General features: G+C 64.8%; 24 protein-coding genes. 11 read left to right on the plus strand and 13 right to left on the minus strand.

Translation table 11 applies throughout. The annotated features are described in order from the left end of the window. Positions 1-186: 186 nt before the first annotated feature. From ACNJYD_RS27235 to ACNJYD_RS27255, 5 genes are all read right to left on the minus strand, one after another. Entirely contained in the window at positions 187-1,029 is an 843-nt protein-coding gene (locus ACNJYD_RS27235) for an ABC transporter ATP-binding protein (RefSeq protein WP_439363848.1), read from the minus strand. Between the two features lie 128 nt (positions 1,030-1,157). Beyond that, positions 1,158-2,150 (minus strand): ABC transporter substrate-binding protein, encoded by a 993-nt coding sequence (locus tag ACNJYD_RS27240; protein ID WP_439363849.1) that lies wholly within the window; start codon positions 2,148-2,150, stop codon positions 1,158-1,160. Between the two features lie 57 nt (positions 2,151-2,207). After that, a complete protein-coding gene (locus ACNJYD_RS27245) occupies positions 2,208-3,017 on the minus strand; it encodes an ABC transporter permease (protein WP_124160619.1) in 810 nt (269 codons plus the stop codon). 334 nt (positions 3,018-3,351) lie between these two features. Next, positions 3,352-4,059: a TetR family transcriptional regulator gene (locus tag ACNJYD_RS27250; RefSeq protein ID WP_439363850.1), complete on the minus strand. Its 708-nt coding sequence runs from the start codon at positions 4,057-4,059 to the stop codon at positions 3,352-3,354. A 210-nt stretch (positions 4,060-4,269) separates the two neighbouring features. Further along, positions 4,270-5,118, minus strand: coding sequence for a VOC family protein (locus tag ACNJYD_RS27255; RefSeq protein WP_439363851.1), 849 nt, complete (start codon positions 5,116-5,118; stop codon positions 4,270-4,272). Positions 5,119-5,330: 212 nt separating this feature from the next. Between ACNJYD_RS27255 and ACNJYD_RS27260 the strand changes: the two genes are divergently transcribed. Together ACNJYD_RS27260 and ACNJYD_RS27265 are read left to right on the plus strand one after the other, a co-directional pair. Further along, positions 5,331-6,224: a sugar kinase gene (locus tag ACNJYD_RS27260; protein ID WP_157281072.1), complete on the plus strand. Its 894-nt coding sequence runs from the start codon at positions 5,331-5,333 to the stop codon at positions 6,222-6,224. Positions 6,225-6,230: 6 nt separating this feature from the next. Further along, positions 6,231-7,139 carry a ribokinase gene (locus tag ACNJYD_RS27265; protein WP_439363852.1) on the plus strand — a complete coding sequence of 303 codons (909 nt, stop codon included), beginning with the start codon at positions 6,231-6,233 and terminating at the stop codon, positions 7,137-7,139. A 162-nt stretch (positions 7,140-7,301) separates the two neighbouring features. Here the strand turns inward: ACNJYD_RS27265 and ACNJYD_RS27270 are convergent, their stop codons facing one another. Continuing rightward, positions 7,302-8,519 carry an NAD(P)/FAD-dependent oxidoreductase gene (locus ACNJYD_RS27270; RefSeq protein ID WP_172783981.1) on the minus strand — a complete coding sequence of 406 codons (1,218 nt, stop codon included), beginning with the start codon at positions 8,517-8,519 and terminating at the stop codon, positions 7,302-7,304. Between the two features lie 225 nt (positions 8,520-8,744). Here ACNJYD_RS27270 and ACNJYD_RS27275 point away from each other — a divergent pair, with 225 nt between their 5' ends. Then, positions 8,745-9,539 (plus strand): enoyl-CoA hydratase/isomerase family protein, encoded by a 795-nt coding sequence (locus tag ACNJYD_RS27275; protein WP_172783980.1) that lies wholly within the window; start codon positions 8,745-8,747, stop codon positions 9,537-9,539. A 12-nt stretch (positions 9,540-9,551) separates the two neighbouring features. On the opposite strand, the gene ACNJYD_RS27280 is transcribed toward ACNJYD_RS27275, so the two are convergent. Next, on the minus strand, positions 9,552-11,264 hold the full coding sequence (locus ACNJYD_RS27280; protein ID WP_439363853.1) for an IlvD/Edd family dehydratase: 1,713 nt from the start codon (positions 11,262-11,264) through the stop codon (positions 9,552-9,554). A 301-nt stretch (positions 11,265-11,565) separates the two neighbouring features. Here ACNJYD_RS27280 and ACNJYD_RS27285 point away from each other — a divergent pair, with 301 nt between their 5' ends. Together ACNJYD_RS27285 and ACNJYD_RS27290 are read left to right on the plus strand one after the other, a co-directional pair. Further along, positions 11,566-12,741: a TAXI family TRAP transporter solute-binding subunit gene (locus ACNJYD_RS27285; protein WP_172783978.1), complete on the plus strand. Its 1,176-nt coding sequence runs from the start codon at positions 11,566-11,568 to the stop codon at positions 12,739-12,741. A gap of 34 nt (positions 12,742-12,775) precedes the next feature. Next, positions 12,776-13,339, plus strand: a complete 564-nt coding sequence (locus tag ACNJYD_RS27290; protein ID WP_439363854.1) for a hypothetical protein — start codon at positions 12,776-12,778, stop codon at positions 13,337-13,339. 49 nt (positions 13,340-13,388) lie between these two features. Here the strand turns inward: ACNJYD_RS27290 and ACNJYD_RS27295 are convergent, their stop codons facing one another. Beyond that, positions 13,389-15,182, minus strand: a complete 1,794-nt coding sequence (locus ACNJYD_RS27295) for a winged helix-turn-helix domain-containing protein (RefSeq protein WP_439363855.1) — start codon at positions 15,180-15,182, stop codon at positions 13,389-13,391. A 157-nt stretch (positions 15,183-15,339) separates the two neighbouring features. Between ACNJYD_RS27295 and ACNJYD_RS27300 the strand changes: the two genes are divergently transcribed. The 4 genes from ACNJYD_RS27300 (at position 15,340) to mddA (ending at position 17,050) form a co-directional block, all read left to right on the plus strand. Then, positions 15,340-15,645, plus strand: coding sequence for a nickel-binding protein (locus ACNJYD_RS27300; protein WP_172783975.1), 306 nt, complete (start codon positions 15,340-15,342; stop codon positions 15,643-15,645). A 52-nt stretch (positions 15,646-15,697) separates the two neighbouring features. After that, complete coding sequence (locus tag ACNJYD_RS27305; protein ID WP_439363856.1) at positions 15,698-15,871, plus strand: hypothetical protein; 174 nt, start codon at positions 15,698-15,700, stop codon at positions 15,869-15,871. A gap of 75 nt (positions 15,872-15,946) precedes the next feature. After that, on the plus strand, positions 15,947-16,204 hold the full coding sequence (locus tag ACNJYD_RS27310) for a hypothetical protein (protein ID WP_439363857.1): 258 nt from the start codon (positions 15,947-15,949) through the stop codon (positions 16,202-16,204). Between the two features lie 84 nt (positions 16,205-16,288). Beyond that, complete coding sequence (mddA, locus tag ACNJYD_RS27315; RefSeq protein WP_439367518.1) at positions 16,289-17,050, plus strand: methanethiol S-methyltransferase; 762 nt, start codon at positions 16,289-16,291, stop codon at positions 17,048-17,050. 68 nt (positions 17,051-17,118) lie between these two features. On the opposite strand, the gene ACNJYD_RS27320 is transcribed toward mddA, so the two are convergent. Further along, positions 17,119-17,943: an NAD-dependent epimerase/dehydratase family protein gene (locus tag ACNJYD_RS27320; RefSeq protein WP_439363858.1), complete on the minus strand. Its 825-nt coding sequence runs from the start codon at positions 17,941-17,943 to the stop codon at positions 17,119-17,121. A gap of 90 nt (positions 17,944-18,033) precedes the next feature. Between ACNJYD_RS27320 and ACNJYD_RS27325 the strand changes: the two genes are divergently transcribed. Then, complete coding sequence (locus ACNJYD_RS27325; RefSeq protein ID WP_439363859.1) at positions 18,034-19,011, plus strand: SMP-30/gluconolactonase/LRE family protein; 978 nt, start codon at positions 18,034-18,036, stop codon at positions 19,009-19,011. Positions 19,012-19,273: 262 nt separating this feature from the next. Here ACNJYD_RS27325 and ACNJYD_RS27330 read toward each other — a convergent pair whose 3' ends face one another. Together ACNJYD_RS27330 and ACNJYD_RS27335 are read right to left on the minus strand one after the other, a co-directional pair. Beyond that, positions 19,274-20,704 carry an aldehyde dehydrogenase family protein gene (locus ACNJYD_RS27330; RefSeq protein ID WP_439363860.1) on the minus strand — a complete coding sequence of 477 codons (1,431 nt, stop codon included), beginning with the start codon at positions 20,702-20,704 and terminating at the stop codon, positions 19,274-19,276. Between the two features lie 289 nt (positions 20,705-20,993). Next, positions 20,994-23,357 (minus strand): transketolase, encoded by a 2,364-nt coding sequence (locus tag ACNJYD_RS27335; RefSeq protein WP_212254793.1) that lies wholly within the window; start codon positions 23,355-23,357, stop codon positions 20,994-20,996. 131 nt (positions 23,358-23,488) lie between these two features. On the opposite strand from ACNJYD_RS27335, the gene ACNJYD_RS27340 reads away from it, so the two are divergent. Beyond that, a complete protein-coding gene (locus ACNJYD_RS27340; protein WP_027571162.1) occupies positions 23,489-23,950 on the plus strand; it encodes an Lrp/AsnC family transcriptional regulator in 462 nt (153 codons plus the stop codon). Between the two features lie 100 nt (positions 23,951-24,050). Here the strand turns inward: ACNJYD_RS27340 and ACNJYD_RS27345 are convergent, their stop codons facing one another. Both ACNJYD_RS27345 and ACNJYD_RS27350 read right to left on the minus strand, forming a co-directional pair. Next, complete coding sequence (locus ACNJYD_RS27345) at positions 24,051-25,130, minus strand: zinc-binding dehydrogenase (RefSeq protein ID WP_212254792.1); 1,080 nt, start codon at positions 25,128-25,130, stop codon at positions 24,051-24,053. A gap of 60 nt (positions 25,131-25,190) precedes the next feature. Beyond that, the gene (locus tag ACNJYD_RS27350) at positions 25,191-26,132 is read right to left on the minus strand and encodes a DMT family transporter (protein WP_212254918.1); all 942 of its coding nucleotides are present in this window, start codon (positions 26,130-26,132) and stop codon (positions 25,191-25,193) included. Between the last annotated feature and the right edge of the window lie 102 nt (positions 26,133-26,234).

The following is a 26,234-nucleotide window of genomic DNA, read 5'->3' on the forward strand; positions in this document are numbered from 1 at the left end:
AGCGAGGTCCGGCCACTGGCGCGGTGCACCTCTCCCGCTTGCGGGAGAGGTCGGCACGAAGTGCCGGGTGAGGGTTCTATCCTCTTGGGGAGTCTTGCCAGCGGAGACACCCTCTCCCCAGCCCTCCCCCGCAGGCGGGGGAGGGAGCGCACCGGCGTCGTGGTGGCTAACGGCAGATCCCATAACCTAATCCAATGCACCCTGCGAGAAGAAGTGCTTGCGGATGCGTTGCACGAGCTCCGTGAAGACAGGGTCAGCCATCGCGTCCAGCGAGCGCGGACGCGGCAGCGGCACGTCGTAGATTGCCGCGATCGCACCGGGGCGCTCGGTCATGACCAGCACGCGGTCGGCGAGGAACACGGCTTCCGGGATCGAATGCGTGATCAGCAGAACCGTCTTCTTCGTCTCGCGCTGGATCCGCATCAATTCGACATTCATGCGCTCGCGCGTCAGCGCATCGAGCGCGCCGAACGGCTCGTCCATCAGCATGATCCTGGGATCATGCACCAGCGCGCGGCAGATCGAGGCGCGCTGCTGCATGCCGCCGGAAAGCTGCCAGGGCAGCTTCTTCTCGAAGCCTTCGAGGCCGACCAGCTTCAACAGCTGCTTGGCACGATCGAGATATTCCTGCCGCGGCAGGCGCTTCATGTCGATCGGCAGCATCACGTTGCCCAGGATGTTGCGCCAGGGCAAAAGCAGCGCGTTCTGGAACACGATGCCGACATTGCCGTGCGGCGTCGTCACCTTCTCGCCCTCGACCAGGATCTCGCCCGTGGTCGGCGCCAGCAGACCCGAGATCAGCTTGAGCAGCGTGGACTTGCCGCAGCCGGATGGGCCGACCACGACGAAGAACTCGCCGTCATTGATGTGGAAGTCGAGCGGCCGCAGCGACGGCACGTCGCCGTCGCGCGTCCGATAGGTCTTCGACACGCCCGACAGCTTGATGCCCGACCCGTCCCCGGCCCGGTCTGACACCAATCGGAGGTGAGCGGCCGGCTGGTCCGCTTGATCGGCCTTTTTCGGTATCATTCAATCATATCCCATCGAACGCCGCTGATCAGCCTCGTCATTGCGAGGAGCGAAGCGACGAAGCAATCCAGAGTCTTTCCGCAGAGACAGTCTGGATTGCTTCGCTTCGCTCGCAATGACGAAGGCAGTCACGAGCCGCTCTTCGGCAGGTAATCGTTGGTATAGAAGGCCTTCGGGTTCTCCTTGGCCTTGGCATCGAGCCCGCCATATTCGACCAGCAGATTGACGGTCTCGGCCATGTTCTGGTCGGTGACCTGGAACGGCCGCTTGCCCTTGGTCTCCGCGGTCCGGTACAGCGGAATGGTCAGCTCAAAACCCTGCGTCAGCGTGTCGATCTTGCCGCCCTTCGGGTTGGCATCGAGGATCGACTGCGCCGCGGCCTTCGGCTCCTTCTCGGCGGCCTCGACCGCTTTCGTCGTTGCCGACATGAAGCGGCGGACGAGATCGGCATTGGCCTTCACATAGTCGCCGTTGGCGATGATGCCCGAGGAGACCATGTTGATGCCGTAGTCGGCGAACTTGATCGGGTAGACGTCCTTGCCCGTCGCGTCCTTGATCTTCATCGACTGGTCCATGACGTAGCCGAGCAACAGATCGGCCTGGCCGTTGATGACGGCGTTGAGCTTGGTCTGGCCGTCGCCGGCCACCGTCTGGAAGTCGCCCTCCTTCAGGCCCGTCTTCTTCAGGAACAACGGCCAGATCTGCGTCATGGAATCCGCCGGCGTGATCGCCACCGTCTTGCCCTTGATGTCCTCGGGCTTCCTGATGTTCTTGTCGGCGAAGCCCATGGCGGACATCGGCGAGGTCTGCAGCAGCACGCCGGTCGCGACCACCGGCGCGCCCTTGATCGCGGCGCGCATCATGGTGGGGACGTCGACATAGCCGAAATCGGCGGTCTTGGCGGCAACGGCCTGTGTGGTCGCAGCCGAGCCGCGGCCTTCCTGGATCTCGAGCTCGATGCCTTCGGCCGCGTAGATACCCTTGGCCTTGCCGTAATAGAACGGCGCGTGCTCGCCATAGACGTACCAGTTCAGCATCAGCACGACCTTGTCGGCTGCCTGCGCCGGCATGGCTGCGAACGCCAGCAGTGCCACGGACGCAGCCCCAATCCACTTCCTCATCGTTTCTCTCCCTTGCCGTTTGTTGCGTCGGCCGTTGGTGGCCGCTCGTTGCTTTGGTCAGGATGCAAAGATCACGTCTTCGCGCTGGCTGACATGCCAGGGAATGACCAGTTTCTCGATCCGGTCGACGATCCAGAACAGGATCACGCCGAGCAGCGCGAGGATCACCAGCGCCGCAAACATCGTCGGCAGGTCGAACGTGCCGATCGAGCGCTGCATCACGTAGCCGATGCCGGAATTGGAGCCGACGAATTCGCCGACGACCGCGCCGACGACGGCGAGCGTCACCGAGACTTTGAGACCGGAGAAGATCGCGGGCAGCGCATGCGGCAGGTTGACCGCGCGGAACACCTGCAGGCGGCTACCCTGCATGGCACGGGCGAGATCGACCATGTCGGGGTCGACCGACTTGAAGCCCTGCACCGCGGAGACCACCACTGGAAAGAAGCCGAGCAGGAAGGCGGAAATGACCTTGGGAATGATGCCGAAGCCGAACCAGACCACGAACAGCGGCGCAATCGCGATCTTCGGCACGGATTGCGAGAACACCAGCAGCGGATAGACGTAGCTCTCCACCGTCTTCGACCCCGCGATCAGCATCGCGACGGGAATGCCGAACAGCGCCGACAGCAGGAAGCCGCAGACGGTTGCATAGGTGGTCGGCCAGGACTGGCGCAGCAGCTCCGGCCATTCGGTGCGCAGCACGGCGACGACGTCGAGCGGCGACGGGATCTGGTAGGCGGGAATCTTGAAGATCCGGATCGCAAGATCCCAGGCGACGACGATGAAGACCAGGAACAAGAACGGCCGAACCCAGGCCGCATTCAGCAGCTTGGAAACAGCGTTTTGCGGCTTCGGCTCGGCCAATTTTCACTCCCGGCAGTCTTCTTCGTTATGGCGAGAAATTAACCCGTTGGATAAATACTGTCCAGAGCTTTCCCTGTGACGTTTTGCGCCGGGGTTCCGGCCTCCTCTCGTGTCCCGGACGCGCTGCAACGCGAAGCGTTGCTGCGCTGAGCCGGGACCCAGGAAGCGGCACGTGCTGCGCTGCGTCCGGGGCACGAGAGCGGAGCGAGGTGCGCCCGCCTCCACGTCGTCATTGCGAGCGCAGCGAAGCAATCCAGACTGTCTCCGCGGAAAGATTCTGGATTGCTTCGCTGAGCTCGCAATGACGGAGCAAGTCGCTCATCTGGGCTACAGGCTACACCGCCTGCACCACCGCAGTCCGCGACTTCGGGGCCTTCGCGATCTCGAACAGCTCGGCGGACTTGCCCGTCAATGCCGCCAGCACGAGGCCGGACATGTGCGCCAGCCGCTCGTCCTTGGCCTTCTTGTCCAGGAGATCACGGCCGAAGATCACGCCGAGCGTTGCCGAGTTCGAGAGATAGAAGAAGCTGAGCGCCGCAATGGAGATGTAGAGCTGCACCGGGTCAACCGCGACCTGGAAATCGCCGCTGTCGACGCCGCGGCGCACCACGGTGCGGATCATCTCGACGAAGGGCGAGTGCATCGACTTGACCTTGGTCGATTTCTTCAGGTGCTTGGCGCGCGCCAGATTCTCGGTCTGCAGCAGCGACAGGAATTCGGGATTGCGGAGGAAGTAGTTCCAGGTGAACTCGATCAGGCGGCGGATGGCCTCGGGCGGATCGAGATGTTCGAGATCGAGCCCCCGCTCCTCGCTGCGGATCTTGTCGTAGGCGCCTTCGAGCACGGCGAGATAGAGCTCGTCCTTGTTGCCGACGTGGTAGTAGAGCATGCGCTTGTTGGCGCCGGCCTTGGCCGCGATGCGGTCGACGCGCGCGCCGGCAAGGCCATGGGCGGAAAACTCCTGCTTGGCGGCTTCGAGAATGCGCAGCCGCATCCCCTCGGGGTCGCGCTGCCATTTCAGAGGTCGCTTTGCCTTCGCCAAACCGGGTGCTCGCTGGGTGCTCTCGGTATGCCATGTACCATGCGGGTGGGCAGCCGCATAGTTTCGTCATTGCGAGTGAAGAGCGACGGCGGAAGCCAAGAAAACCAGTTTCGTAGGGTGGGCAAAGGCGCACTTGCGCCGTGCCCACGTCTTCTCATCGAGCAGCCAAGACGTGGGCACGCTTCGCTTTGCCCACCCTACCGGAGTCCCTCAATCCACCGGCTTCGGCGAGCGCTCCAGAAGCACGGTCTGAATCCCGCACGTGCCGTTGCGCACCGTCATGATGCGCGTGCCCGGCTTGCGGCCGGTGCGCACCTCGGAGACGTCGAGGCCGGCAGCGATCAGGCGGGCGCGGGTGGCGTCGATGTCGGCGACGCGCCAGCTCAGGCCCCAGAGCCGGTCATGCGTGGCATCGCCACCCGCGACCGGGCGGCGCACCACCTCGACGATGAGGTCGCCGCAGCGGAAGAACATCAGCTGGCCCCAGTCCTGGTGCGAGCGGTCGAGCGCGAGATCAAGGCCAAGCCGGGCGCCGTAGAGCGCGGCGGCGCGCTCGGAATCCTCCGTGGTGACGACGACGTGGTCGAGCCCCTCGATCGGCGCGATGTCGGTCGCGACCGACTTCGGCCGCTCGTCGGCCAGCTCCAGGAAGAACATACGGACGCCGCGCGTCAGCTCAGTCGCGGCCCGCGTGCGCTTCCAGCGCAGCACGGCGTCCGTAACGGCGTCGCTGCTTTCGACCTCGGCGACCGGGTCCGGCCTCAGGGCCACCCGCTCCAGCCGGCGGTGCATCTTGCCGATGTCTGCGACACGAAAGCACAGGCTGGCGAGCACGCCCTCCTGGTCGCCGAGCAGTGCGCGCATGCGGTCGGCGGTGACGCTGAAGCCGTGAGGGGCCATCAGCTCGATGGTCATGTTGTCCAGGGTGAACAGCACCCGGTCGGCGCCCTCGCCCGAGTTCTGCCAGGCCGGCGCGCGGGCGAGCAGCGTCTGATAGGCCGCCCTGGCCGCACCGATATCGGCCGCCAGAACGACGATGTGATCGAGGCCGGTGATCATTCTGCACCCTTTTGATGGACCTGGAACCCCGGCAGCGAAAGACGGCGTTTGTCCGGGCTTGGCATTGGCCAGTGATGGTCGTATTCCCGGACCATGCTGACCTCAAGCGCTTCGGGCGGCAGTTTTGCGAATAATTTCAGCGTCCCTCCGGAGCGGAACCGGTGCTACAGTCATCCCGCCCGCCGGGACCACAAGCGCATCACGGACAAGCAATGCAGGCTCTCTTCATCGGACAGACCTATATCGACGTCGTCTTCATCACCGACCACATGCCGACCGGCGACGAGAAGCACGTGGCGCGTGACTACGCGGTCTCCTTCGGCGGCAACGCGGTGACCGCGGCGTTCTGCTGTGCCAAGCTCGGCATCGTGCCGGACCTGATCGCGACCGCAGCCAATGACTGGCTCGGGCGCATGTTCCAGGACATGTGCGCGAAGTACGGCATCTCGCTGCATGGGCGCAAGGTCAACCAGTCCTCGCTCTCCTTCATCATGCCCAAGGACGGCAAGCGCGCCATCGTCCGCTGCCGCGACGACGAGCACATCCATCCCTTTCCGATGCTCAATCTCGGCGGCTGTCGCGCGCTGCATGTCGACGGCCACCAGCCGGACGCGGCGATCCACTATGCCAAGGTGTGCCGCGAGGCCGGCATCCTGACCTCGCTCGACGGCGGCGGCCTGCGCACCAACACCCATGAGCTGCTGGAATTCATCGACGTCGCCATTGTCGCCGAGCGCCTGTGCGAGCAGATGGATTTGACGCCGGAGAAGATGCTCGACTATCTCAAGAGCCGCGGCTGCAAGATCGGCGGCGTCACCATGGGCGAGAAGGGCCTGTTCTGGTACGACGAAACCGGGACGGTGCAGGTAATGCCGGCGATGCCGATCCCGCGCGAGCGCGTGATCGACACCAACGGCGCCGGCGACGTCTTCCACGGCGCCTATGTCTATTCCTACCTCGCCCATCCCGGCAAAAGCTGGCGCGAGCATTTCGATTTTGCCCGCGCCGCCTCGACCTTCAAGATCCAGCGCCTCGGCAACGAGGCCGGCTTGCCGACTCTGGTGGACATCGCGAAGGTTCGGCACGAGTTCGAGGTCAGGGTCTAGAACAAAATGGGGCGCGTCTTCGTCGCCGGCAGCATCAACATGGATGTGGTGGCGACCGCCGATCGCCATCCACGAATCGGTGAGACCGTCGCCGGCCGCCAGGTCCTGTATTTTCCGGGCGGCAAGGGCGCGAACCAGGCGGTGGCGGCGTCGCGGCTCGGGGCGCGGACCACGCTGATCGGACGGCTGGGCAGGGATTCGTTCGGCGCCGAGCTGAAGGCCTTTCTCGGCGAGCAGGGCATCGATCTCGGCTACGTCGTCGAGACGGCGGAGACGCACACCGGGACGGCCATCATCACGGTGGCCGAGGCCGACAACACCATCGTCGTCGTTCCCGGGGCGAACGGGCTGGTCGGCGCTGATGACGTCAGCGTCGTGCCGCTGCTTAAGGGCGACGTCGCGGTCAGCCAGTTCGAGATCCCGCTGCCGACCATCGCCGCATTCTTCCACCGCGCCCGCGCGGCGGGGGCAGTCACCGTGCTGAACCCGGCGCCGGCGCAGAAGATGCCGGGCGAGCTGCTGGCGCTGGTCGACATCCTCGTGCTGAACGAGACCGAGCTCGGCTTCCTCGCCGGCAGCGAGCTCTCCGAGATCGACGCGGCCGACCGCATCACCGAAGTCGCGCGACAGCTTCAGGCGCGGCAGGACCAGACCATCTGCGTCACGCTCGGCAAGCGCGGCGTGCTGGCGCTCGCCGGGCGCGACGAGATTGCGGTGGCCGGCCGTGTGGTGAAGGCGCTTGATACCACAGGCGCCGGCGACTGCTTTGTCGGCGCGCTCGCCGCGCAACTGGCTGACGGCGCAGCCTTGCGCGAGGCGCTGACGTTCGCCAACGCTGCCGCCTCGATCAGCGTGCAGCGGATGGGCGCCGGGCCGTCGATGCCGACGGCCGGGGAAGTGGCGGCGGTTTTATAGGCGCTGCGCTTTCTTCACCTCGCCCCGCTTGCGGGGAGAGGTCGGAATGCATCGCAGATGCAATCCGGGTGAGGGGGTAAGGTCTCGCGATCATCTCATCTGCGGATAGAGCCCCTCACCCCGACCCTCTCCCCGTAAGAACGGGGAGAGGGAGAAGAAAGATCACGCCAGCGCGCTCTTCAGGTCGAAGCTTTCGTCAGCGGCCTGCTCCGGCGTGATGGAGCGGTTCATGGCCTGCAATCTCCGGCCAAACATGTGATCGCCGGCGCGGTTGATCGATTCGATGCCGAGCAGCTTGTCGCCGTGATAGCAGAAGGCCGAAAAGGCCTTCTTGGCGGGATCGCCGCGCAGCACGACGCGGTCGTAGCCGGTGGTCAGCCCCGCGATCTGGAGCTTGTCATCGCCCTGGTCGCTCCAGAACCAGGGATGGCTGTCGTACGGTTTCTTGTCGCCGGTCAGCTTTGCTGCGAGGCAGCGGGCGTGATCGGTGGCGTTCTGCACCGATTCCAGCCGCAGCGAGCCGCCGAAGCGCGGGCTTGCGAACAGCGCGCAATCGCCGATCGCGGAGATGTTGGGATCAGCCGTCGAGAGATATTCGTCGACGACGATGCCGGCCGCGACCGGCAGCCCCGCCTCGGCCGCGAGCTCGATGTTCGGCAGCACGCCGACGCCGACCACGATGAGGTCGGCCGGCAGATGCCGCCCGTCGCTCAAGGAGACGCCGGTGACCTTGCCGCCCTCCGCTTCGATGGAGGTCGCCTGCACGCCGAGATGGATGCGGATGCCGGCCTCGCGGTGGCGGTCCTGAAAATATTCCGAGACCTCCGCCGTCACCGCCCGCGCCATCACGCGCGGGGCGAGCTCGAGCACGTCGACCTCGAGGCCCTTGATGCGGGCGGTCGCGGCAAACTCAAGGCCGATGAAGCCGGCGCCGATGATCACGGCGCGCGTCTTCGACGGCATGATCGCGCGCAGCGCCTCGCTGTCGTCGAGGATGCGTAAGTATTTCACGTCGGGCAGGTTGGCGTTGGGCAGATCGAGCAGCCGATTGCGCGCGCCGGTCGCCAGCACGAGGTGGCCGTAATCCAGCATCCCGCCCGAGGCAAGATGCACCTTGCGCGCGGCACGGTCGATCGAGGTGGCGCGGCCGGCGATCAGCTCGATGGTCTGGTCCTGGTAAAACTTCTCAGGCCGGAACATCAGGCTCTCCGGACCCGCGGAGCCCTTGATGTAGGCCTTGGACAGCGGCGGCCGCTGATAGGGCAGATGCGCTTCGTCGTTGATCAGGCAGATGCGCTCGGAAAAGCCGGCCTGGCGCAGCGATGCCGCGACCTGGTAGCCGCCATGGCCGGCACCGACGATGATCACCGGGCCAGTCATCGGACAGCCCATTTCCGGAAGACACGAGCGTGACCCATGCCGCCTCCTCTCTCGCTGATTTTGGTTGCTGGCCTTGCGAGGAGCCGGCGCTCGTGTCCGTCCCTTGGCGAAAGCGGCCCATTTGAGCCTATCGTTCCGCCCGGCGCAAGAGCGGCAGCCGGGGATTGTCACCCCTTCCCTTCTGCGATTTAGTTCGGGCCTCGACCTCCTGCCGGAGAATTCCAGATGACCGCTCCCGTCTCAAAGCCCGACGATCCCGCCCTGCTGCGGATCGACGGCCCGATCGCGACCATCACGCTGAACCGCCCTGCCGCGTTCAACGCGATCAACCTTGCGATAGCGCAGAAGCTCGAGCAGCTCGCGGCCTATCTCGAGGGCGCCGACGACATCCGCGTCGTCGTGCTCGAAGGCGAAGGCCGCGCGTTCTGCGCCGGCGGCGATCTGCAGACGATCGGCGCCGCCGCCGAAGCCGGCACAGTGACGCCCGTCGTCGGCGAGCTCCTGAAGCACTATCACGCCTTCATCGAGGTCGTCAGGCGGATGCCGAAGATCTCGCTGTCGAGCGTGCACGGCTCGGCCGCCGGCGCCGGCATGGGCCTCGCCTTCGTCACCGATCTCTGCATCGCCGCGGACGATGCCAAATTCACGCCGGCCTATGCCAAGATCGGCGTGTCGCCCGACGGCGGCTCGACGGTCGGCATCGTCGGCACGGTCGGATCGCGCCGCGCGCTGCAGATCTTTCTCGCCGAAGACAATTTTACCGCGCAGCAGGCCTATGAATGGGGCCTGGTCGCCAAGACCGTTCCCGCAACCGAGCTGAAGGCGGCAACGCGACAGCTTGCCGAGCGTCTCGCCCAGAACCCGCCGGCCTCGATCGCCGGCACCAAGCAGCTGGTCTATCAGGCTGCGACCACGCCGGTGAAGCAGCAGCTCGATGCCGAGGAGCACAAGATCATCATGGCGATGAACACGGAAGACTTCCGCACCGCCGTGAAGAAGTTCACGAGCAAGGGCAAGTAGCGCGGCGGCGGCTCAGCCCTTCGCGGGGCCCGTCCTCTGCATGAAATCGAAATCGCAGCCCTCGTCGGCCTGCAGAATGGTCTCGTTGAACAGCCAGGCGTAGCCGCGCCGTGCTTGCTCCGGCGCTGCGGCCGGCTTCAACGCAGCACGGCGCCGCTCGAGCTCGGCCGGATCGACCAGCAGCTCGATGCTGCGCTTGGCCACGTCGAGGCAGATCATGTCGCCGTTCGCAACCAGCGCCAGCGGCCCGCCGACGGCGGATTCCGGGGTGATGTGCAGCACGATGGTGCCGAACGCGGTCCCGCTCATGCGCGCATCGGAGATGCGCACCATGTCCTTGGTGCCGCCGCGCGCGAGCTTCTTCGGGATCGGCAGATAGCCGGCTTCCGGCATGCCGGGTGCGCCCTTCGGGCCGGCATTGCGCAGCACCAGCACGTCGTCGGCAGTGACGTCGAGATCGGGATCGTCGACCCGCAAGGTCATGTCCTCGACGGATTCGAACACGACGGCGCGCCCGGTGTGCTGCAGCAGCTTCGGGCTCGCGGCCGATTGCTTGATGACCGCACCGCGCGGGGCGAGATTGCCGTGCAGGATGGCGAGGCCGCCCTCCTTCTTGATCGGATTATTGCGCGGGCGGATGGCATCCTGGCCGGGCACGTCCTCCGCATTCGCCGCGATCTCGCGCAGCGTCTGGCCGCTGATCGTCCTGGCATCGAGGTCAATGAGATCGCCAAGTTGCGCCAGCAGCTTGGGCACACCGCCGGCGTGGTGGAAGTGCTCCATATAGTGCTCGCCGGATGGCTTGAGGTCGACCAGCACCGGCACCTCACGGCCGATCTGGTCGAACGCCGCGAGATCGAGCCGGTGCGGCGAGCGATGCGCCATCGCGGTCAGATGGATCAGGCCATTGGTCGAGCCGCCGATCGCCTGCAGCACGACCTGCGCGTTCTTGAACGAGGCCGGCGTCAACACTTCGCTCGGCTTCGGTCCCTTGGCCTTGGCCATTTCTGCGGCGACCTTGCCGCTGGCCTCGGCCAGACGGAAGCGCTCGGCATGCGGCGCGGGAATCGTCGCGCTCATCGGCAGCGACAGGCCCATGGCCTCGATCATGCAGGCCATGGTCGAGGCCGTCCCCATCACCATGCAGGTGCCGACCGACGGCGCGAGGCGGCCATTCACCGCCTCGATCTCGGCATCGTCCATGTCGCCGGCGCGATATTTGGCCCAGAGCCGGCGGCAGTCGGTGCAGGCCCCCAGCACCTCGCCCTTGTGATGACCGACCACCATCGGGCCAACAGGAATGACCACGGTCGGCAAATCTGCGCTGATCGCCGCCATCACCTGCGCCGGCAGCGTCTTGTCGCAGCCGCCGATCACGATCACCGCATCCATCGGCTGAGCGCGGATCATCTCCTCGGTGTCCATCGCCATCAGATTGCGCAGGTACATCGAGGTCGGATGGGCAAAGCTCTCCGCGATCGAGATGGTCGGGAACACGAACGGCATTGCGCCCGACAGCATCACGCCGCGCTTGGCGGCTTCGATGATCTGCGGGACGTTGCCGTGGCAGGGATTGTAGTCGCTATAGGTATTGGTGATGCCGACGATCGGGCGCTCCAGCGCGTCGTCGGAATAGCCCATGGCCTTGATGAATGCCTTGCGCAGGAACAGCGAGAAGCCGGCATCGCCATAGCTCGTCAGACCCTTGCGCAAGCCACTCGTCATCATGCCGCTCCTTTTGGCTTACCATCGTGGTACAGCGCGCTCCTCGATTGTCAATAAGCCCGGGCGATAGCGTCGCACTTTCCGGCTTAGATCACCGCTTGGCACACCAATGGATTGCAGGCGAGGCCGGGCGCCTCGACAAACTTCAGCTTCAGGCATCACGGAACGGCACTGTCCTGGCCGCGTTGGAACGCCAAGCATTTGCTTCGGCCTTGCTTCGCGCGGTGGCAGCCTCTCGGGGCATGTCACGTCCCACGCGAGAGCTGACCGAGCAGGTTGAACAATGAGGGTCTGCGGAGCGATGCGGGCCGGTTTGTTCATCGCATTGATTGCAGCGGCCTACTTTGGCGGGCAGGTCCAGGTTTGTTTCGCGCAACAGCGACTGTCGGCTTCTCCGAGCGAAGCCACAAAAGTGTCTCCAAGAAAGGAAGGCACCCCCAGGAAGGAGACCGGGCGATCTGCGGACCCGTATACGGTGGGCTTCGTGACCGGTACGCCGCAATGCACTGAATTCGCGCTCGCTCAGGACATTGCGACCACGCTCGCCGGCGGCCAAGAGACCGGCCCTCGGGGCCAAGTCGCATTACGGGTCCTGCCGATAGTGGGAAACGGCGGTATCCGTAACGTTCTCGATGTGCTCACCCTCGCAGGTGCCGACGTGGCGATCGCGCCCGTCGTTCTGGTCGACCGGCTCCGGGAGACAAGGACCTTCGGGGACATTTCAGACAGACTGACCTACATTGCACCGCTCCATATCGAAGAGTTCCACCTCCTTGCGCGGCCGGAGATCGGAAGCCTGGCGGAACTTTCGGGAAAGAGGGTCAATCTCGGAGAGGACGGCAGTGCCGGCGCCATCCTCGGCCGCGAAGTGTTGAACCGTCTGGGCATCAAGATCAGCGAGTCGAACTTGGGACCGGAGGCCGCGCTGGATGGTCTGAGGAAGGGAGATCTCTCCGCCGCTCTGCTGGTCTCAGGAAAACCGGTCAGCTTCCTGGCGCAGGTGTCGCAACTCGACAATATTCACCTCCTGCCAATCCCCTACCTCAAGGAGCTGCTGCAACAAGATTATCTGCCATCGACGCTCCGCCATAAGGACTACCCAAATGTGATCGCCGCCGAAGCAAGCGTCGACACGATCGCGATCAAATCCGCTCTCTTCGCCTACAACTGGCCGAGTGGCAGCGAGCGGTTTCGGTTGCTGGAATTCTTCGTCCAGACATTGTTCACGCGCTTTCCTGAATTCCTAGCTGGCGCACATCACCCCAAATGGCGCGAGGTGAACCTGGCCGCGCAGCTCCCCGGATGGCGACGATTTCGGCCGGCAGAGCGCTGGCTCCAGCAGCAATCCGGCGGCGAGGCCGCTCTTCGCAAGGCGTTCGGCAGATTCCTCGAAGGAAAGCCGACCGCCAATCCGCCCGACCGGGAAGATTTATTCCGGGAGTTCCTGCGCTGGCGAGAACGCAATCCGGATAAGTGAGCAAGATTTGGCAGTCAAATGTCGGGAGGTGTCGATGCGCAACGCGCTTGTGAGCGCAGCCTTGGCTGCGTTGCTCGCCTTGATCGCCGACGTGCGGCACTCTGCAGCCCAATTCGCGCCCTTCTTTCCACCGACGCCGCAGACACTCGCCCCGCCCAACGCGCCGCCGGCCGGCACGACCGAGCGCATCAGGACAGCCCCTCACCGAAGCACCAAGGCGCACAGGAAGCGCGACATCGTTCGTTCGCCGCCCAATCAGCGGAAGGTCGCCGAGAAAAACGGATACAAGCGGGTCAGCGACCTCGTGAATTTCCCAAAGTTCTTTCCGGGCCTCGGCATCATTTTCGTGAAGCCCGACACGTTGCCGCTGGGGCCGTTCCTGTGCTTCGATCGCAGGGATCGTCTGGTGGCGACCGTGTACATGGTCCCGAACAAGGACATCGACGATCACAAATCATGGGAGGGAGCGGGATCCGCAGCACCAGTTGACCACGTCAGTCTCTACTTCAACGCGGGTCACCCCGGAGTCGACGTGCCGCACTATCACGTGGTGCTCTGGCATGTGACCAGGAAACAGGAAGCGCGCGTTGCAAATTGACGTGCAACACCTCTGCGATGACAGGCGAGGTACGGAGCACGGACCGTCCTTAGGCAGCACGTCCTCGCGTTCGCGTATCGACCTCGCGTCGCAAAGCGGCACATGCAGCCTCGAACTTCCGCGAGCCCAGTTCGCCGGCCGCCAGCTGGGCTGCGTGAATTTCCGCTGAAGCGCCTCGAACGTCATCATGCGCCAATTGCAGCTTCGCGATCCGGAGTCTCAGCCTGACCGCCTGCACTCGCCCGTCGATGCTCGACCATAGCTGCCGGGCCAGGTGCAGATGCCGCAGCGCAGAGTCGTACTCGTCACGCGCATCGGCGAGAACCGACTGCGCTTCGTTCGTCAATGCCCGGATCGAGGGCATCGGCCATCGGTCCGGGCTTCCGGAAAGCTCTTCGATCAGCTCCAGGGCCTGCTGATGGCGGCCTGTATGCGCGGCGGCGAGCGCCAGATGCGCGAACAATATTCCTCGGCGCTGCAGGGTCCACCAGGTCTTTCCGATCAAGCTGCGTTCGAGACTGGTGTAGGCGGCTTCAGCCTCGCCACGTTCCAGCAAAAGCATGGCGTGGCCGGGCTCCGGGCACCAGCCGAGAGCATAGGCCTTTTCGTAAGCTTCGAGCGCGGCGTCGTCATTGCCGATCGCAGCCTGGACGTCTGCCAGCACGCGATTCGCATCGCCGATCGCCCATGGCGCGTCGCTGGTCAGCCGTGCCAGCGAATCCTGAATGCGCGACAAGGCCTCGCCAAGCGAGCCCCTGACGCCAAGGACTTCTGACCGATGAAGCTGACAGGAGCCGGTCAATTCCATCCCGCTCTCGGTGCAATATTTCTGATAGCCGAGCGTCCACTGGTCGGCCCTCGCCCAATCTCCGAACATCCGCGCCGCCCACAGGATGTTGCAGTAGAGGATGCCTCCGACGATCGGATCGATATCGCCGCTGGAGAGCGCCATCGTAGCGGCGAGGTCCTGATCCGCCAGTCCTGCGCGCGTATCGCCGAGACACAGCCGGTAGAACCCGCGATAAGCCAGACTCAGCGCCTCGATGCCAACAGCGTCCCTGTGCCGGACCGTGCTGTACGCGGCATCGGCAAGCGAAAGCGCCTGTTCAGGCTCGCCGTCGAACGCGGCGACCTTCGATTTCATCCAGAGAGTCAGCGCAGTCGTGGCGGGATCCTCGATCTCGGAGGCCCAATCCTCCGCCCGCGCCAGCCACCCCTTGGCAATCGCCGCCTGGCCGCGCTCGAAGTGCAAGCAGGAGAGTGTGACTGCATCGATGACGGCCAGCGACACGTTGCCGGCCTTGGTGTGGGCGGAGACCGCGCGAGCCAGGATAGGCAGCGCCGCATCGGCCTTGCCGGTGCACTGCAAGGCCAGCGCCCATTGGTGCAAATCAGCGCCATCGAGCGGTCGGATCGTATCGGCCGCCTCGAACAGCGCTGCGGCTTCGTCCCAGGCTTGCGCAGCAGCGGCGCGCTGCGCTTGCACCCACACGTCCGGGGCTTGCCCGTCCGTCGTCTCGGGAACGGCAACCCGCGGCTCCGATCCGCCGTCGATGCAGAAACGATATCCCCTGCCCGGCATGTTCCGGATGGCGCCATCCATGCCACCCTTGCGCAGCACGCCACGCAGCATGCTCACCGCCCGCTGCAAGGAGTTGTCGGTGACGGTTACGTCAGGCCAGAGGGTATCGAGCAGCTCTTCCTTGGTGACGACCCGGTCCCGGTTACGCGTCAGGTAGACCAGCAGATCGAACACGCGCGGCTGCAACGCGACTTCCCGCTGCGCATGAATAAGCGCGCGGCCCGCTTCGTCGAGTTCGAAGGGTCCAAACCTGAGGGTCATATCGTTATGTCCGGGAGAGACGGAAAAGGTTCAGACAAGGATCAGGCAATGATCAGGCCCTGGTCAGGACGATCAGCGCCGGCGACGCCTATAGCTCCTCATGGCCTTCGGTCACGACGACCGACTGGCAGCAGCATCAACCCCGAGGAGATACCTTATGGAACTCTATGTCATCCGCCGTCCAAGCGCCTGGGCAAACCTGAGCGAACTGGAAGCCGCAGGCGCGAAGTCCGCGCGGATCGGCAACGAGCAGATGTCCGATCGCGTTCGCTGGATCCGCAGCTATGTGGTCCATGAGGCCGACGGCCGCATCGGCACCTTCTGCATCTATGAAGCCCGCGACGGGGAGTCGATCCGCGAGCATGCACGGCGCGTCGGCATGCCGGGCGAGGAATTCTACAAGGTCGCCACGACCGTCGTCGTTCGCGGCGATCCCACCCCGCAGACGGCCGCCGCCGAATAGCAGATCAGCGCGGGCGGCGTCCTCAACTCGTGCTTCCCTGAAAGGATGAGAAATGTCCATTCAGTCTCAGGCGCCGCCCGCACTGAGCCCCTCGCAGCGATATCTCGCCGGCATCCTGCTGCGGCTTCGCCGGCTCATCAATCGGTCTGTCGCCAGCATGCTGGCGAACCGCGAGAAGGCCGCAATGCAGTTCGCGAAGGGTAGCGGCGACCATGACCAACGGTGACGACACGGCTCGAGACCCGAGTCAACGTCGGAAGATTTGCATTCCCCGCGACAATTTCAACTCGAGGAAATAGTCATGAACTTCTTCTTCCCATCCGACGTTTCCGAAGCCAAGACCTCCGATTCCGAGACTTTCAGGCTCGGAAATTTCAAGTCCAGAACCGCCGCGCTGGCGATCGGGACGGTCGGTGCCGTCATGATGTCGCTCGTTCTGGCTTCGGCTGCAACGACGCTCGGCGACCATCGCGCCGATGGCGTGAGCGGCGGCGCAACGGTCCAGAAAAGCCCAGGCAAATGCAAGGCCGCAACGGTTCCAACAGCCTTTGCAACGTGACGAAGGCGGCGGTGAACACCGCCCGTTGAAACAGCCGCTTCAATCCCTCACCCCTGAACTGGAAGATCTATCATGTCCATCACCATGCAAAGCGGACCTACTCAGACGGCAAGCTCGTTCGGGGCACGAAGCTTCGTGCTCGGCTATGGCGTGCTCGCGTATCTGATCTTCTTCGGGACCTTTCTCTACGCCGTCGGCTTCATGACGCAGTTCGTTGTGCCCAAGACGATCGACGGCGGCGCGGCGGGCTCGATCGGACAGGCGCTGATGATCGACCTGGCGCTGATGTCACTTTTTGCCGTCCAGCACAGCGGCATGGCTCGCCAGGGCTTCAAGAAGCTGTTCGCCGCCTTCGCCTCGCCCGCACTCGAGCGCAGCACCTATGTGCTGCTGGCAAGCCTGAGCCTGATCCTGCTGTTCTGGCAATGGCGTCCCATCACCGCCATCGTTTGGGAGATGGAGACACCTATGGCAGCCTACGCCGCGGTCGCCGGCAGCTTCGCCGGCTGGCTCATCGTGCTGTACAGCACGTTCCTGATCAGCCATTTCGAGTTGTTCGGACTGACGCAAGTCGTCAGCCACTTTGCAGGTAGGCTCGCCGAGCCGATGAAGTTCAGGACGCCGGGACTCTACCGCCTGATCCGGCATCCGATCTATCTCGGCTTCATCATCGCGTTCTGGTCGACGCCGACCATGACGCTCGGGCACCTGCTGTTCGCGATGGTGACGACGGCCTACATCTTCGTCGGCATCTGGTTGGAGGAGCGCGACCTGGTCACTCTGTTCGGAGATCAGTACCGGCACTACAGGGAGAAGGTGGCGATGTTGATCCCGGGCCTGTTCTGATCCGGCGCGAACGTACGGTTTGAGCGGCCAGGCAGAGCTTCGGCCGCTCTCGCCATGTCGCACGCTCCCTAGCGCTTATTCCAATCGATGACCCGGCTCGGATCGGCGTCGAACTCCATGCTGCAGAACGTGCCGCCCTGGAAATAATCGCCGACCGGATCCGGCTTCAGCTTGGCCTGCTCGGCCATGGCGTGCTCGCGGAAATCTTCGGCGCGGCCCGTGGGGTGATAGCCGAATTCGTAGGCGCGGTGGTTGTCCCACCAGGCGCGCTCGTTGAAGGAGGCGCCGTAGAAGATCTCGAAATGGATGTCGGGATGCTCGAGCCCGATGCGGCAGAGCTGCACGAGGTCGTCGGGCTTGAGCCAGATCGAGAGCCGGCGCTGGTCGAGCGGCATGTCGCCGAAATTGCCGATGCGCAGGCACGTGACCTTCAATCCGTGCTTGTCGGCATAGAGCGCACCGACGGCCTCGCCGAACACCTTGCTGACGCCGTAGCGGCCGTCGGGACGCGGGGTGACGTCGGTGCCGATCTTGTGGTGGCGCGGATAGAAGCCGACGGCGTGGTTCGACGAGGCGAACACCACGCGCTTGACGCCCTTGCGGTACGCCGCCTCGAACAGATTGTAGCCGCCGATGATGTTGGCCTGGAGGATCTGATCCCAGGTGCCTTCGACCGAATAGCCGCCGAAATGCAGGATGCCGTCGACGCCCTCGCAGATCGCCTCGCATTGCGCGAGGTCGGCGAGGTCCGCGGCCTTGAACTGCTCGTTCGCGCCGAGATCGGCCGGTGGCTTGATGTCGGAGAGCAGGAGATCCGGATAAATCGGCGGCAGCAGTTTCCGCAGGCTCGTGCCGATTCCGCCCGAAGCTCCCGTCATCAAAATACGCGGCATGTTGTCCCTCACCGTTAGTGACCGAATTTGCGGTCACGTGTCTCTAATGATAGCAGGATTGTCCAGAGGGAACGAAACGAGAGAACCGGCATGAATGAGGCATCGTCCCACACCGAGGAGCGGCCAGGTTGGCGGCCGGCGAGCTATTATCCCGATCCGGCGATCCGTGCACTCGATCCCCGCTTCGAAAAATACTGGCTGAAGCTGTCGGCGGTGGAGCGGCTGGCGACCGGCCTGCGTTGGGCCGAGGGGCCGGTCTGGTTCGGTGACGGGCGCTATCTCCTGTGCAGCGACATCCCGAACCAGCGCATCCTCAAATGGGAGGAAGAGACCGGCGCGGTCAGCGTGTTCCGCAAGCCCTCGAATTTTGCCAACGGCAACACGCGCGACCGGCAGGGCCGGCTCGTCACCTGCGAGCACGGCGGCCGGCGCGTGGTGCGCACCGAATATGACGGCAGCGTCACCGTGCTGATGGATCAATTCAACGGCAAGCGGTTGAACTCGCCGAACGATGTCGTTGTTAAATCGGACGGCTCGATCTGGTTCACCGATCCGACCTTCGGCCTGCTCGGCAATTACGAGGGCTACAAGGCCGAGCCCGAGATCGAGCCCAACGTCTATCGACTCGATCCCGAGACCGGCAAGGCGGCTATCGTCGCCGAGGGTGTGCTCGGGCCGAACGGGCTGTGCTTCTCGCCGGACGAGAAGATCCTCTATGTCGTGGAATCGCGCGGCGTTCCGAACCGAAAAATCCTCGCCTATGACGTTTCGCCCGAGGGCACCACGATCTCGAACAAGCGCGTCCATATCGATGCCGGGCCGGGCACGCCGGACGGCATGCGCTGCGACATCGACGGCAATCTCTGGTGCGGCTGGGGCATGGGCGATCCCGAGCTCGACGGCGTGGTGGTGTTCGCACCCGACGGCGTCATGATCGGCCGCATCGTCCTGCCCGAGCGCTGCGCCAACGTCTGCTTCGGCGGCGTCAAGCGCAACCGTCTGTTCATGGCCGCGAGCCAGTCGATCTATGCGCTGTATGTGAACACGCAGGGGGCGGTGGGGGGATAATGTCGCCGCAAGGAATGGCCTCGTAGGGTGGGCAAAGCGAAAGCGTGCCCACCATTTCTTGCTCGTCGCGCGATCGTGGGCACGTCGCTTACGCGCCTTTGCCCACCCTACGAGATCTCTCCTGCGTCATTGCGAGCGAAGCGAAGCAATCCAGACTGTCTCCGCGGAAGGATTCTGGATTGCTTCGCTTCGCTCGCAATGACGAAACGAAAAAACGCCGGGCGGTTTCCCGCTCCGGCGTTTGGCTTGCTCGCTCTAAAGCTTACGCCGCGTTGAAGCCGGCGACAGCCTTCACTTCGAGGAAGTCCTCGAGGCCGAACTTGCCCCATTCGCGGCCGTTGCCGGACTGCTTGTAGCCGCCGAACGGCGCGGTGCGGTCGTTGGGCACGCCCTGCAGGTTGACGTTGCCGGCACGGATCTGGCGGCCGACGCGCTTGGCGTCCTCGACCGTCGGGCCCGTAACGTAGCCGGCGAGGCCATACGGCGTATCGTTGGCGATCTTGACCGCGTCGGCTTCGTCCTTGGCCCCGATGATGGTCAGCACCGGCCCGAAGATCTCCTCGCGCGCGATCGTCATGTCAGGGGTGACGTCGGCGAAGATGGTCGGACGGACATAGAAGCCCTTGTTGACGCCTTCGGGCAGGCCCGGGCCGCCAGCGACCAGCGTTGCGCCCTCGTCGATACCCTTCTTGATCAGGCCCTGGATCTTGTCCCACTGGCCGCGATTGACCACCGGGCCGATGGTGGTGCCTTCGCCGCGCGGATCGCCCGCCTTGGTCTTGTCGGCGACGGCCTTCGCGATCGCGGCGACTTCCTTCATCTTGGACAGCGGCACGATCATGCGCGAGGGCGCGTTGCAGGACTGGCCGGAATTGTTGAACATGTGCATCACGCCGCCGGTCACCGCTTTGGTGAGGTCGGCGCCTTCGAGGATGACGTTCGGCGACTTGCCGCCGAGCTCCTGGCTGACGCGCTTCACGGTGGGGGCCGCGCGCTTCGCAACGTCGATGCCGGCGCGGGTCGAGCCGGTGAAGGAGATCATGTCGATATCAGGGTGCTCGCTCATGGCGGCGCCGACCTCGGGGCCGAGGCCGTTGACGAGGTTGAACACGCCCTTGGGCACGCCGGCGTCATGGAGGATCTCCGCGAAGATCAGCGCCGAGGTCGGCGTGAACTCGCTGGGCTTCAGGATCATGGTGCAGCCGGCGGCGAGCGCGGGCGCGACCTTGCAGGCGATCTGGTTCAGCGGCCAGTTCCAGGGTGTGATCATGCCGACCACGCCGATCGGCTCGCGCAGCACCATGGCGGTGCCGACCGGCTCCTCGAAATGATAGTTCTTGAGCACGTCGAGCGTGGTCATGAGATGGCCGAGGCCGGCGCCGGCCTGCAGCTTCTCCGCCATCGGCAGCGGCGCGCCCATCTCGTCGGAGACGGCAGCGCCGATCTCCTTGAGGCGGCCCTTATAGACCTCGATCACTTTGCTGAGCAGCGCGACGCGCTCCTCGCGGCCGGTCTGGGAGAACGTCGCGAAGGCGCGCTTGGCGGCGGCAACCGCCTTGTCCACGTCGGCCTTGGAGCCCAGCGCAACCTCGTACATCGCCTCTTCCGTCGCCGGATTGATCACGGCGGTGGACTTCTTGACGGCGGGATCGACCCAGGCGCCGTCGATGTAGAATTGCATGCGATTGACCATCGTTAACCTCTTCTTGGGGCTTGGAGGGGGCGTTTCGGCAGGCATCCTTGCACGAAAGCGCCGGCAATTGAACCCGCCATATGCGGGACCAGCGTTGCGGCGGATGGAGGTTATATGAGCCGATGGCGGGAACGTGGCAAGGCTCCCTCGGATGTCATTCCGGGACGCGCCTTTTGGCGCGGGCTACGGTGCGCAATTGCGCACCTGAGAATCCATACTCCCGATCGTGGTTATGGATTCCGGGCTCGACGCTGCGCGTCGCCCCGGAATGACGAGGCAGTTACCTCCGCTACACCGCCATCTTCCGATGCAGCACCGGCGCGCCGGTGGTGAGGCTTTCGGCCGCATCGATGATGGCGTTGGCGTCGATGCCGTAGTGCCGATAAAGGTCCGCGATGCTCCCGGTCTGGCCGAACTGCTCGACGCCGAGCGCCTCGACACGGTGGCCGCGGACGCTGCCGAGCCAGCCGAGCGCGGCGGGATGGCCATCGATCACGGTCACGATGCCGCAGTCGCGCGGCAGCGGCGCCAGCAGCTTCTCGATGTGGCTGAGATGCTGCACGCCGCGGCGGTCGCGCCGCAATTTACGCGCGGCGGTCCACCCCGCATGGAGGCGGTCGGCCGAGGTAATCGCGAGCAGGCCGACGTCGCGGCGGCTCTCGCCGATGAAGCCGGTCGCCTCGATCGCTTCGGGCGCGACCGCGCCGGTATAGGCGATCACGACCTCGGCGTTCGGCCCCGGCTTGCGCAGCCAATAGGCGCCATCGGTGATGCCCTGTCGCAGCTCGCTCGTCATGATCCGCTGCGCCTGCTCGATGGCGCGCGTCGAGAGCCGCAAATAGACCGAGCCGCCCTCGCCCGGATCGCGCTGCATGTGCTCGAAACCGTAAGCCATGATCACGGCGAGCTCGTCGACGAAGGCCGGCTCGAACGAGGCGAGCCCATCCTGCGCCATGCCGATCAAGGGCGTTGCGATCGACTGATGCGCCCCGCCCTCGGGCGCGAGCGTGAGGCCGGACGGCGTCGCCGCCACCATGAAGCGCGCGTCCTGGTAGCAGGCATAGTTCAGCGCATCGAGCCCGCGCTCGATGAAGGGATCGTAGAGCGTGCCGACCGGCAAGAGCCGCTCGCCGTTGATCTGGTGCGACAGGCCGAGCGCCGAGAGCATGATGAACAGGTTCATCTCGGCAATGCCGAGCTCGAGGTGCTGACCCTTGGGCGAAGCGTCCCAATTGTAGGTCGAGGGAATTTTCTCGCTGCGGAATAAATCCGCCTTCTCGGCGCGCGCGAACAAGCCGCGGCGGTTGACCCAGGGGCCGAGATTGGTCGAGACGGTGACGTCGGGCGAGGTCGTGACGATGCGTTTTGCGAGTTCGCTGTCGCTGCGCGCGATCTCGTTCAGCACGAGGCCAAAGCCCTGCTGGGTCGACATCTGCGGCGACGGCTTGAACGCGAGCTGTTGCGGCACCTCGACGACGGGCGCCGTGAGCCGGCGACCATCCTGGTTGAACGGCACCCGCGCGAGGAAGGCCTCGAACTCGGCGGCATCCTGCGACAGGCCTTCGAACTTGTCCCATTCATGGCCGGGACGGATGTTCTGGCTGTCGCGGTATTTCTCCATCTGCGCGACCGTCATCAGGCCGGCGTGGTTGTCCTTGTGACCCTGGAAGGGCAGGCCGACGCCCTTGATGGTGTAGGCGATGAAGCAGACGGGGCGGTCGTGATCGATGGCATCGAACGCCTCCAGCATGCTCGCCATGTCGTGGCCGCCGAGGTTCGACATCAGCGCCAGCAGCTCCTCGTCGCTGCGCTTGTCGATCAGTTTCGTGATCGGGCCCTGGTCGCCGATCTCGTCATGCAGATGTTTGCGGAAGGCCGCGCCGCCCTGGAAGCACAGCGCCGCATAGAGCGCGTTCGGGCAATTGTCGATCCAACGCTTCAAGGCCTCGCCGCCGGGCTCGGCGAAGGCCTCGCGCATCAGCCGGCCGTATTTCACGATGACGACGTCCCAGCCGAAATTGCGGAACATGGTCTCGAACTTTTCCCAGAGACCTTCGCGCACGACGGCATCGAGCGACTGCCTGTTGTAGTCGACCACCCACCAGGTGTTGCGCAGGCCGTGCTTCCAGCCCTCCGCGAGCGCCTCGAAGATGTTGCCCTCGTCCATCTCGGCATCGCCGACGAGCGCGATCATCCGCCCCTCGCGGCGATCCTTCATCCAGCCATGCGCCTTGACGTAATCCTGCACCAGCGAAGAGAACAGCGTCTGTGCGACGCCGAGGCCGACCGAGCCGGTGGAGAAATCGACGTCGTCGACATCCTTGGTGCGCGAGGGATAGGACTGCGCGCCCTTGAAGCCGCGAAAGTTCTCCAGCTTCTCGCGGCTCTGCCGGCCGAACAGGTACTGGATGGCGTGGAACACCGGGCTCGCATGCGGCTTCACCGCGACGCGGTCCTCGGGGCGCAGCACGTGGAAGTACAGCGCCGACATGATGGTGGCGAGCGAGGCGGACGAGGCCTGGTGGCCGCCGACCTTGAGGCCGTCCGCGTTGGGGCGGATGTGGTTGGCGTGGTGGATGGTCCAGGACGACAGCCACAGCGCCTTGCGGCTGAGAGCGGTCAGGGTGTCGAGACGGGCGGGGTCAACGGGCATGGCGATGCTCCGGGAAATATGCACCGATCATACGCCTGCGGGCCGCGTCAAAGTTCTCAATTTTTCGCGCCATACCCGCCGATATTGGGATATTTTACCAACATAGCCGACCAGAAGCAGGTTCCATCCCAATGCCCGAGCTCGACGCCATCGACCGCAAGATCCTCAGCCACCTTCAGAACGACAGCCGCCTGACCATGCAGGAGCTCGCCGACAAGGTCGGACTCTCGGTGTCGCCCTGCCACCGCCGGGTCAAGCTCCTGGAGGAGCGCGGCGTCATCTCGCGCTATGTCGCAACCGTCGACCAGAAGGCGCTGGGACTGCATGTCAGCGTGTTCATCTCGATCAAGCTGGCACGGCAGAAGGAGGAGGACCTCAACCGCTTCGCGCGCGCCATCTCGAAATGGGACGAGGTGCTGGAATGCTATCTGATGACCGGCAACCGCGATTATCTGCTCCGCGTCGTCGCCGCCGACCTCGCCTCCTACGAAACGTTCCTGAAGACCAAGCTGACCCGCCTCGATGGCATCGCCTCGATCGAGTCGAGCTTCGCGCTCAGCCAGGTGAAGTACTCGATCGCGCTGCCGGTGTGATCCTGCCGTCGTCATTGCGAGCGTAGCGAAGCAATCCAGACTTCATCTGCGGCAGAAGGTCTGGATTGCTTCGTCGCTTCGCTCCTCGCAATGACGAGCGTCATCGCCACGGCTGCACGATGATTTTGGTGTGGGCTTCGGGATTGGCGAGATCGGCGAAGGCCTTTGCGACGCCGTCGAGGCCGACTTCGGCGGTGACCATCGCAGCCGCATCCACCTGCCCTTCCGCGATCAGGCGCAGCGAGCCTGCAAACTCCTCCGGCGTGTAGCCGAGCACGTATTGGACGTTGAGCTCCTTCATGATGCCGAGCATGGGCTCGCTTCTGTCGCTCTCCATGCAGACACCGACCACGACGATGCGCGCATCGCGCGGAGCACCCTCGAACACCTGCTGCAACAGGCCGGGCACGCCGACGCATTCGAAGATGACCGCGGGCTTCAGCGCGGGCAGCATGGCCTGGAACGGCGGCCGCGCCGCCTTCTCGGCCTCCGACATCTGCGCGTGCTCGGCCCAGGTCGCGTAAGGCTGCGACACCCGGGGGTCGACGACGATGTCGGCGCCGAGCTTGGCGGCGAGCGCGCGCCGCGCCGGCGAATAGTCGGCCGCGACGATCGGATGCAGCCGCTTGAGCTTCAGGGCGGCGATCACCGCGAGCCCGACCGGACCGCAGCCGATCACCAGCGGCACCTCGCCGCCACGGATATTGGCTTTGGCGACGGAGTGAACGCCGACCGCCAGCGGCTCGGTGAGCGCGGCATGCTCCGGCGCGAGACCATTGGGGACTTCGAGCAGCAGCGCTTCGCTCAGCAGCATCGCCTCGGCATAGCCGCCGACATTGTCGTTGGAATAGCCGATGCCTTCGATGCCCTGCGGCGTCACCAGCGCGGGCAGCGAACAAACGTGCGTGCCCGGCTTGAGTTTGCGCGATGTGTCCGGGCCATAATCGACGATCTCGCAGCAGAACTCGTGGCCGAACACGACGTCGCGGCCGAGGTCCATGGGCTTTCGCCCGGTCTTCGTCGCCATCTCCACCATGCGGTGGGCGTGCTGGCGCGCATGCAGGTCGGAGCCGCAGATGCCGCAGGCGAGCGTCTTGACCAGAACCTGGCCGGGACCCGGCTTGGGCTCGGCCATCCGGCCTACGACAATCTCACCGTTCCTGAAAATCGCGGCGCGCATCCGGCTCCTCCCTGATCGTTGAAGCCATTGATAGCACGACGCGGAACCCGCGAACTTGCGTCAGGCGTTCGGAGAGCGCTCTTCCAGCACCAAGAGCTGAGCGCGGCGGACGCGCTCGCGATGGGCGATGTAGAGGCCGCTGGCGACGATGAAGGCCGCACCGACGATGGTCCAGATGCTCGGGACCTCGCCAAAGATGAAGAAGCCGAGAATGCTGACCCACAGCAATTGCGAGTAGGAGAACGGCGCCAGCACCGAGGCGTCGCCATAGCGATAGGCCAGCACGACGATCCACTGGCCCGCGGTCGAAGCGACGCCGATGAAGATGCCGAGCGCGATCGCGGTCCAGGACGGCGTCACCCAGACGAACGGCACGATTGCGGTGAGGATGGCAAGGCCGGTGAGCGAGGAATACGCCATGGTGGTGATGACGGCTTCCCGTCCGCTCATCATGCGCGTCAAGATCAGCGTGCCGGCCCAGCACGCCGCCGAGACCAACGGAAAGACAGCGGCGGGGTGAAACGCGCTGGTGCCCGGGCGCAGGATGATCAGCACGCCGATGAGGCCGAGCGCGGTGGCGAGCCAGCGGCGCATGCCGACCTTCTCGCCGAGGAACACGATCGAGAGCGCCGTGACGAACAGCGGCGCGACGAAGCCGGTGGCGGAGGCCTCCGCGATCGGCAGGAAGCCGAGGCCCGTGATGAAGAACAGCGAGGAGCCAAGCAGTGCCGCCCCGCGCATCACGTGCAGGCCGGGACGCTTGGTGCGCATCGCATAGAACGGCGAGGCGGGCAGCATTACCGGCGTGAACAGGAGCGTGAAGGTGAGGAACCGGATCCAGGTGATCTCGATCGAGGGCAGGCTGGTCGAGAGATATTTCGCAGTGACGTCGGAGCAGCCGAGAAACACCGTCGAGAGCAGGATCAGCGCGATGCCCTTGAAGGGATGATCGACGCGCGCAGGCGCGCGGCGAGCCTGCTGCTTCTTCTCCGGCACAGGCATGGGAATAACGTCGAGCCTTGCGGCTGCGGCGGGCGGCGGTGTCACGGCTGGAACCCGGGCAAAATGCGAATCGAGAACAGCCGTAAAAAACGACAAATGCCC

Source organism: Bradyrhizobium sp. SPXBL-02, from assembly GCF_051853065.1.
Lineage (GTDB): Bacteria > Pseudomonadota > Alphaproteobacteria > Rhizobiales > Xanthobacteraceae > Bradyrhizobium.

What these genes read in the sequence shown, in the direction of transcription:
- ACNJYD_RS27260 (WP_157281072.1), top strand. Translation starts at nt 5,331, where the DNA reads ATGCAGGCTCTCTTCATCGGACAGACCTATATCGACGTCGTCTTCATC.
- mddA (WP_439367518.1), top strand. Translation starts at nt 16,289, where the DNA reads ATGCAAAGCGGACCTACTCAGACGGCAAGCTCGTTCGGGGCACGAAGC.
- ACNJYD_RS27335 (WP_212254793.1), bottom strand. Translation starts at nt 23,357, where the DNA reads ATGCCCGTTGACCCCGCCCGTCTCGACACCCTGACCGCTCTCAGCCGC.
- ACNJYD_RS27270 (WP_172783981.1), bottom strand. Translation starts at nt 8,519, where the DNA reads ATGACTGGCCCGGTGATCATCGTCGGTGCCGGCCATGGCGGCTACCAG.
- ACNJYD_RS27345 (WP_212254792.1), bottom strand. Translation starts at nt 25,130, where the DNA reads ATGCGCGCCGCGATTTTCAGGAACGGTGAGATTGTCGTAGGCCGGATG.
- ACNJYD_RS27320 (WP_439363858.1), bottom strand. Translation starts at nt 17,943, where the DNA reads ATGCCGCGTATTTTGATGACGGGAGCTTCGGGCGGAATCGGCACGAGC.
- ACNJYD_RS27290 (WP_439363854.1), top strand. Translation starts at nt 12,776, where the DNA reads ATGCGCAACGCGCTTGTGAGCGCAGCCTTGGCTGCGTTGCTCGCCTTG.
- ACNJYD_RS27340 (WP_027571162.1), top strand. Translation starts at nt 23,489, where the DNA reads ATGCCCGAGCTCGACGCCATCGACCGCAAGATCCTCAGCCACCTTCAG.
- ACNJYD_RS27305 (WP_439363856.1), top strand. Translation starts at nt 15,698, where the DNA reads ATGTCCATTCAGTCTCAGGCGCCGCCCGCACTGAGCCCCTCGCAGCGA.
- ACNJYD_RS27350 (WP_212254918.1), bottom strand. Translation starts at nt 26,132, where the DNA reads ATGCCTGTGCCGGAGAAGAAGCAGCAGGCTCGCCGCGCGCCTGCGCGC.
- ACNJYD_RS27295 (WP_439363855.1), bottom strand. Translation starts at nt 15,182, where the DNA reads ATGACCCTCAGGTTTGGACCCTTCGAACTCGACGAAGCGGGCCGCGCG.
- ACNJYD_RS27280 (WP_439363853.1), bottom strand. Translation starts at nt 11,264, where the DNA reads ATGACGAGTGGCTTGCGCAAGGGTCTGACGAGCTATGGCGATGCCGGC.
- ACNJYD_RS27255 (WP_439363851.1), bottom strand. Translation starts at nt 5,118, where the DNA reads ATGATCACCGGCCTCGATCACATCGTCGTTCTGGCGGCCGATATCGGT.
- ACNJYD_RS27265 (WP_439363852.1), top strand. Translation starts at nt 6,231, where the DNA reads ATGGGGCGCGTCTTCGTCGCCGGCAGCATCAACATGGATGTGGTGGCG.
- ACNJYD_RS27325 (WP_439363859.1), top strand. Translation starts at nt 18,034, where the DNA reads ATGAATGAGGCATCGTCCCACACCGAGGAGCGGCCAGGTTGGCGGCCG.
- ACNJYD_RS27275 (WP_172783980.1), top strand. Translation starts at nt 8,745, where the DNA reads ATGACCGCTCCCGTCTCAAAGCCCGACGATCCCGCCCTGCTGCGGATC.
- ACNJYD_RS27300 (WP_172783975.1), top strand. Translation starts at nt 15,340, where the DNA reads ATGGAACTCTATGTCATCCGCCGTCCAAGCGCCTGGGCAAACCTGAGC.
- ACNJYD_RS27235 (WP_439363848.1), bottom strand. Translation starts at nt 1,029, where the DNA reads ATGATACCGAAAAAGGCCGATCAAGCGGACCAGCCGGCCGCTCACCTC.
- ACNJYD_RS27330 (WP_439363860.1), bottom strand. Translation starts at nt 20,704, where the DNA reads ATGGTCAATCGCATGCAATTCTACATCGACGGCGCCTGGGTCGATCCC.
- ACNJYD_RS27285 (WP_172783978.1), top strand. Translation starts at nt 11,566, where the DNA reads ATGCGGGCCGGTTTGTTCATCGCATTGATTGCAGCGGCCTACTTTGGC.
- ACNJYD_RS27240 (WP_439363849.1), bottom strand. Translation starts at nt 2,150, where the DNA reads ATGAGGAAGTGGATTGGGGCTGCGTCCGTGGCACTGCTGGCGTTCGCA.
- ACNJYD_RS27310 (WP_439363857.1), top strand. Translation starts at nt 15,947, where the DNA reads ATGAACTTCTTCTTCCCATCCGACGTTTCCGAAGCCAAGACCTCCGAT.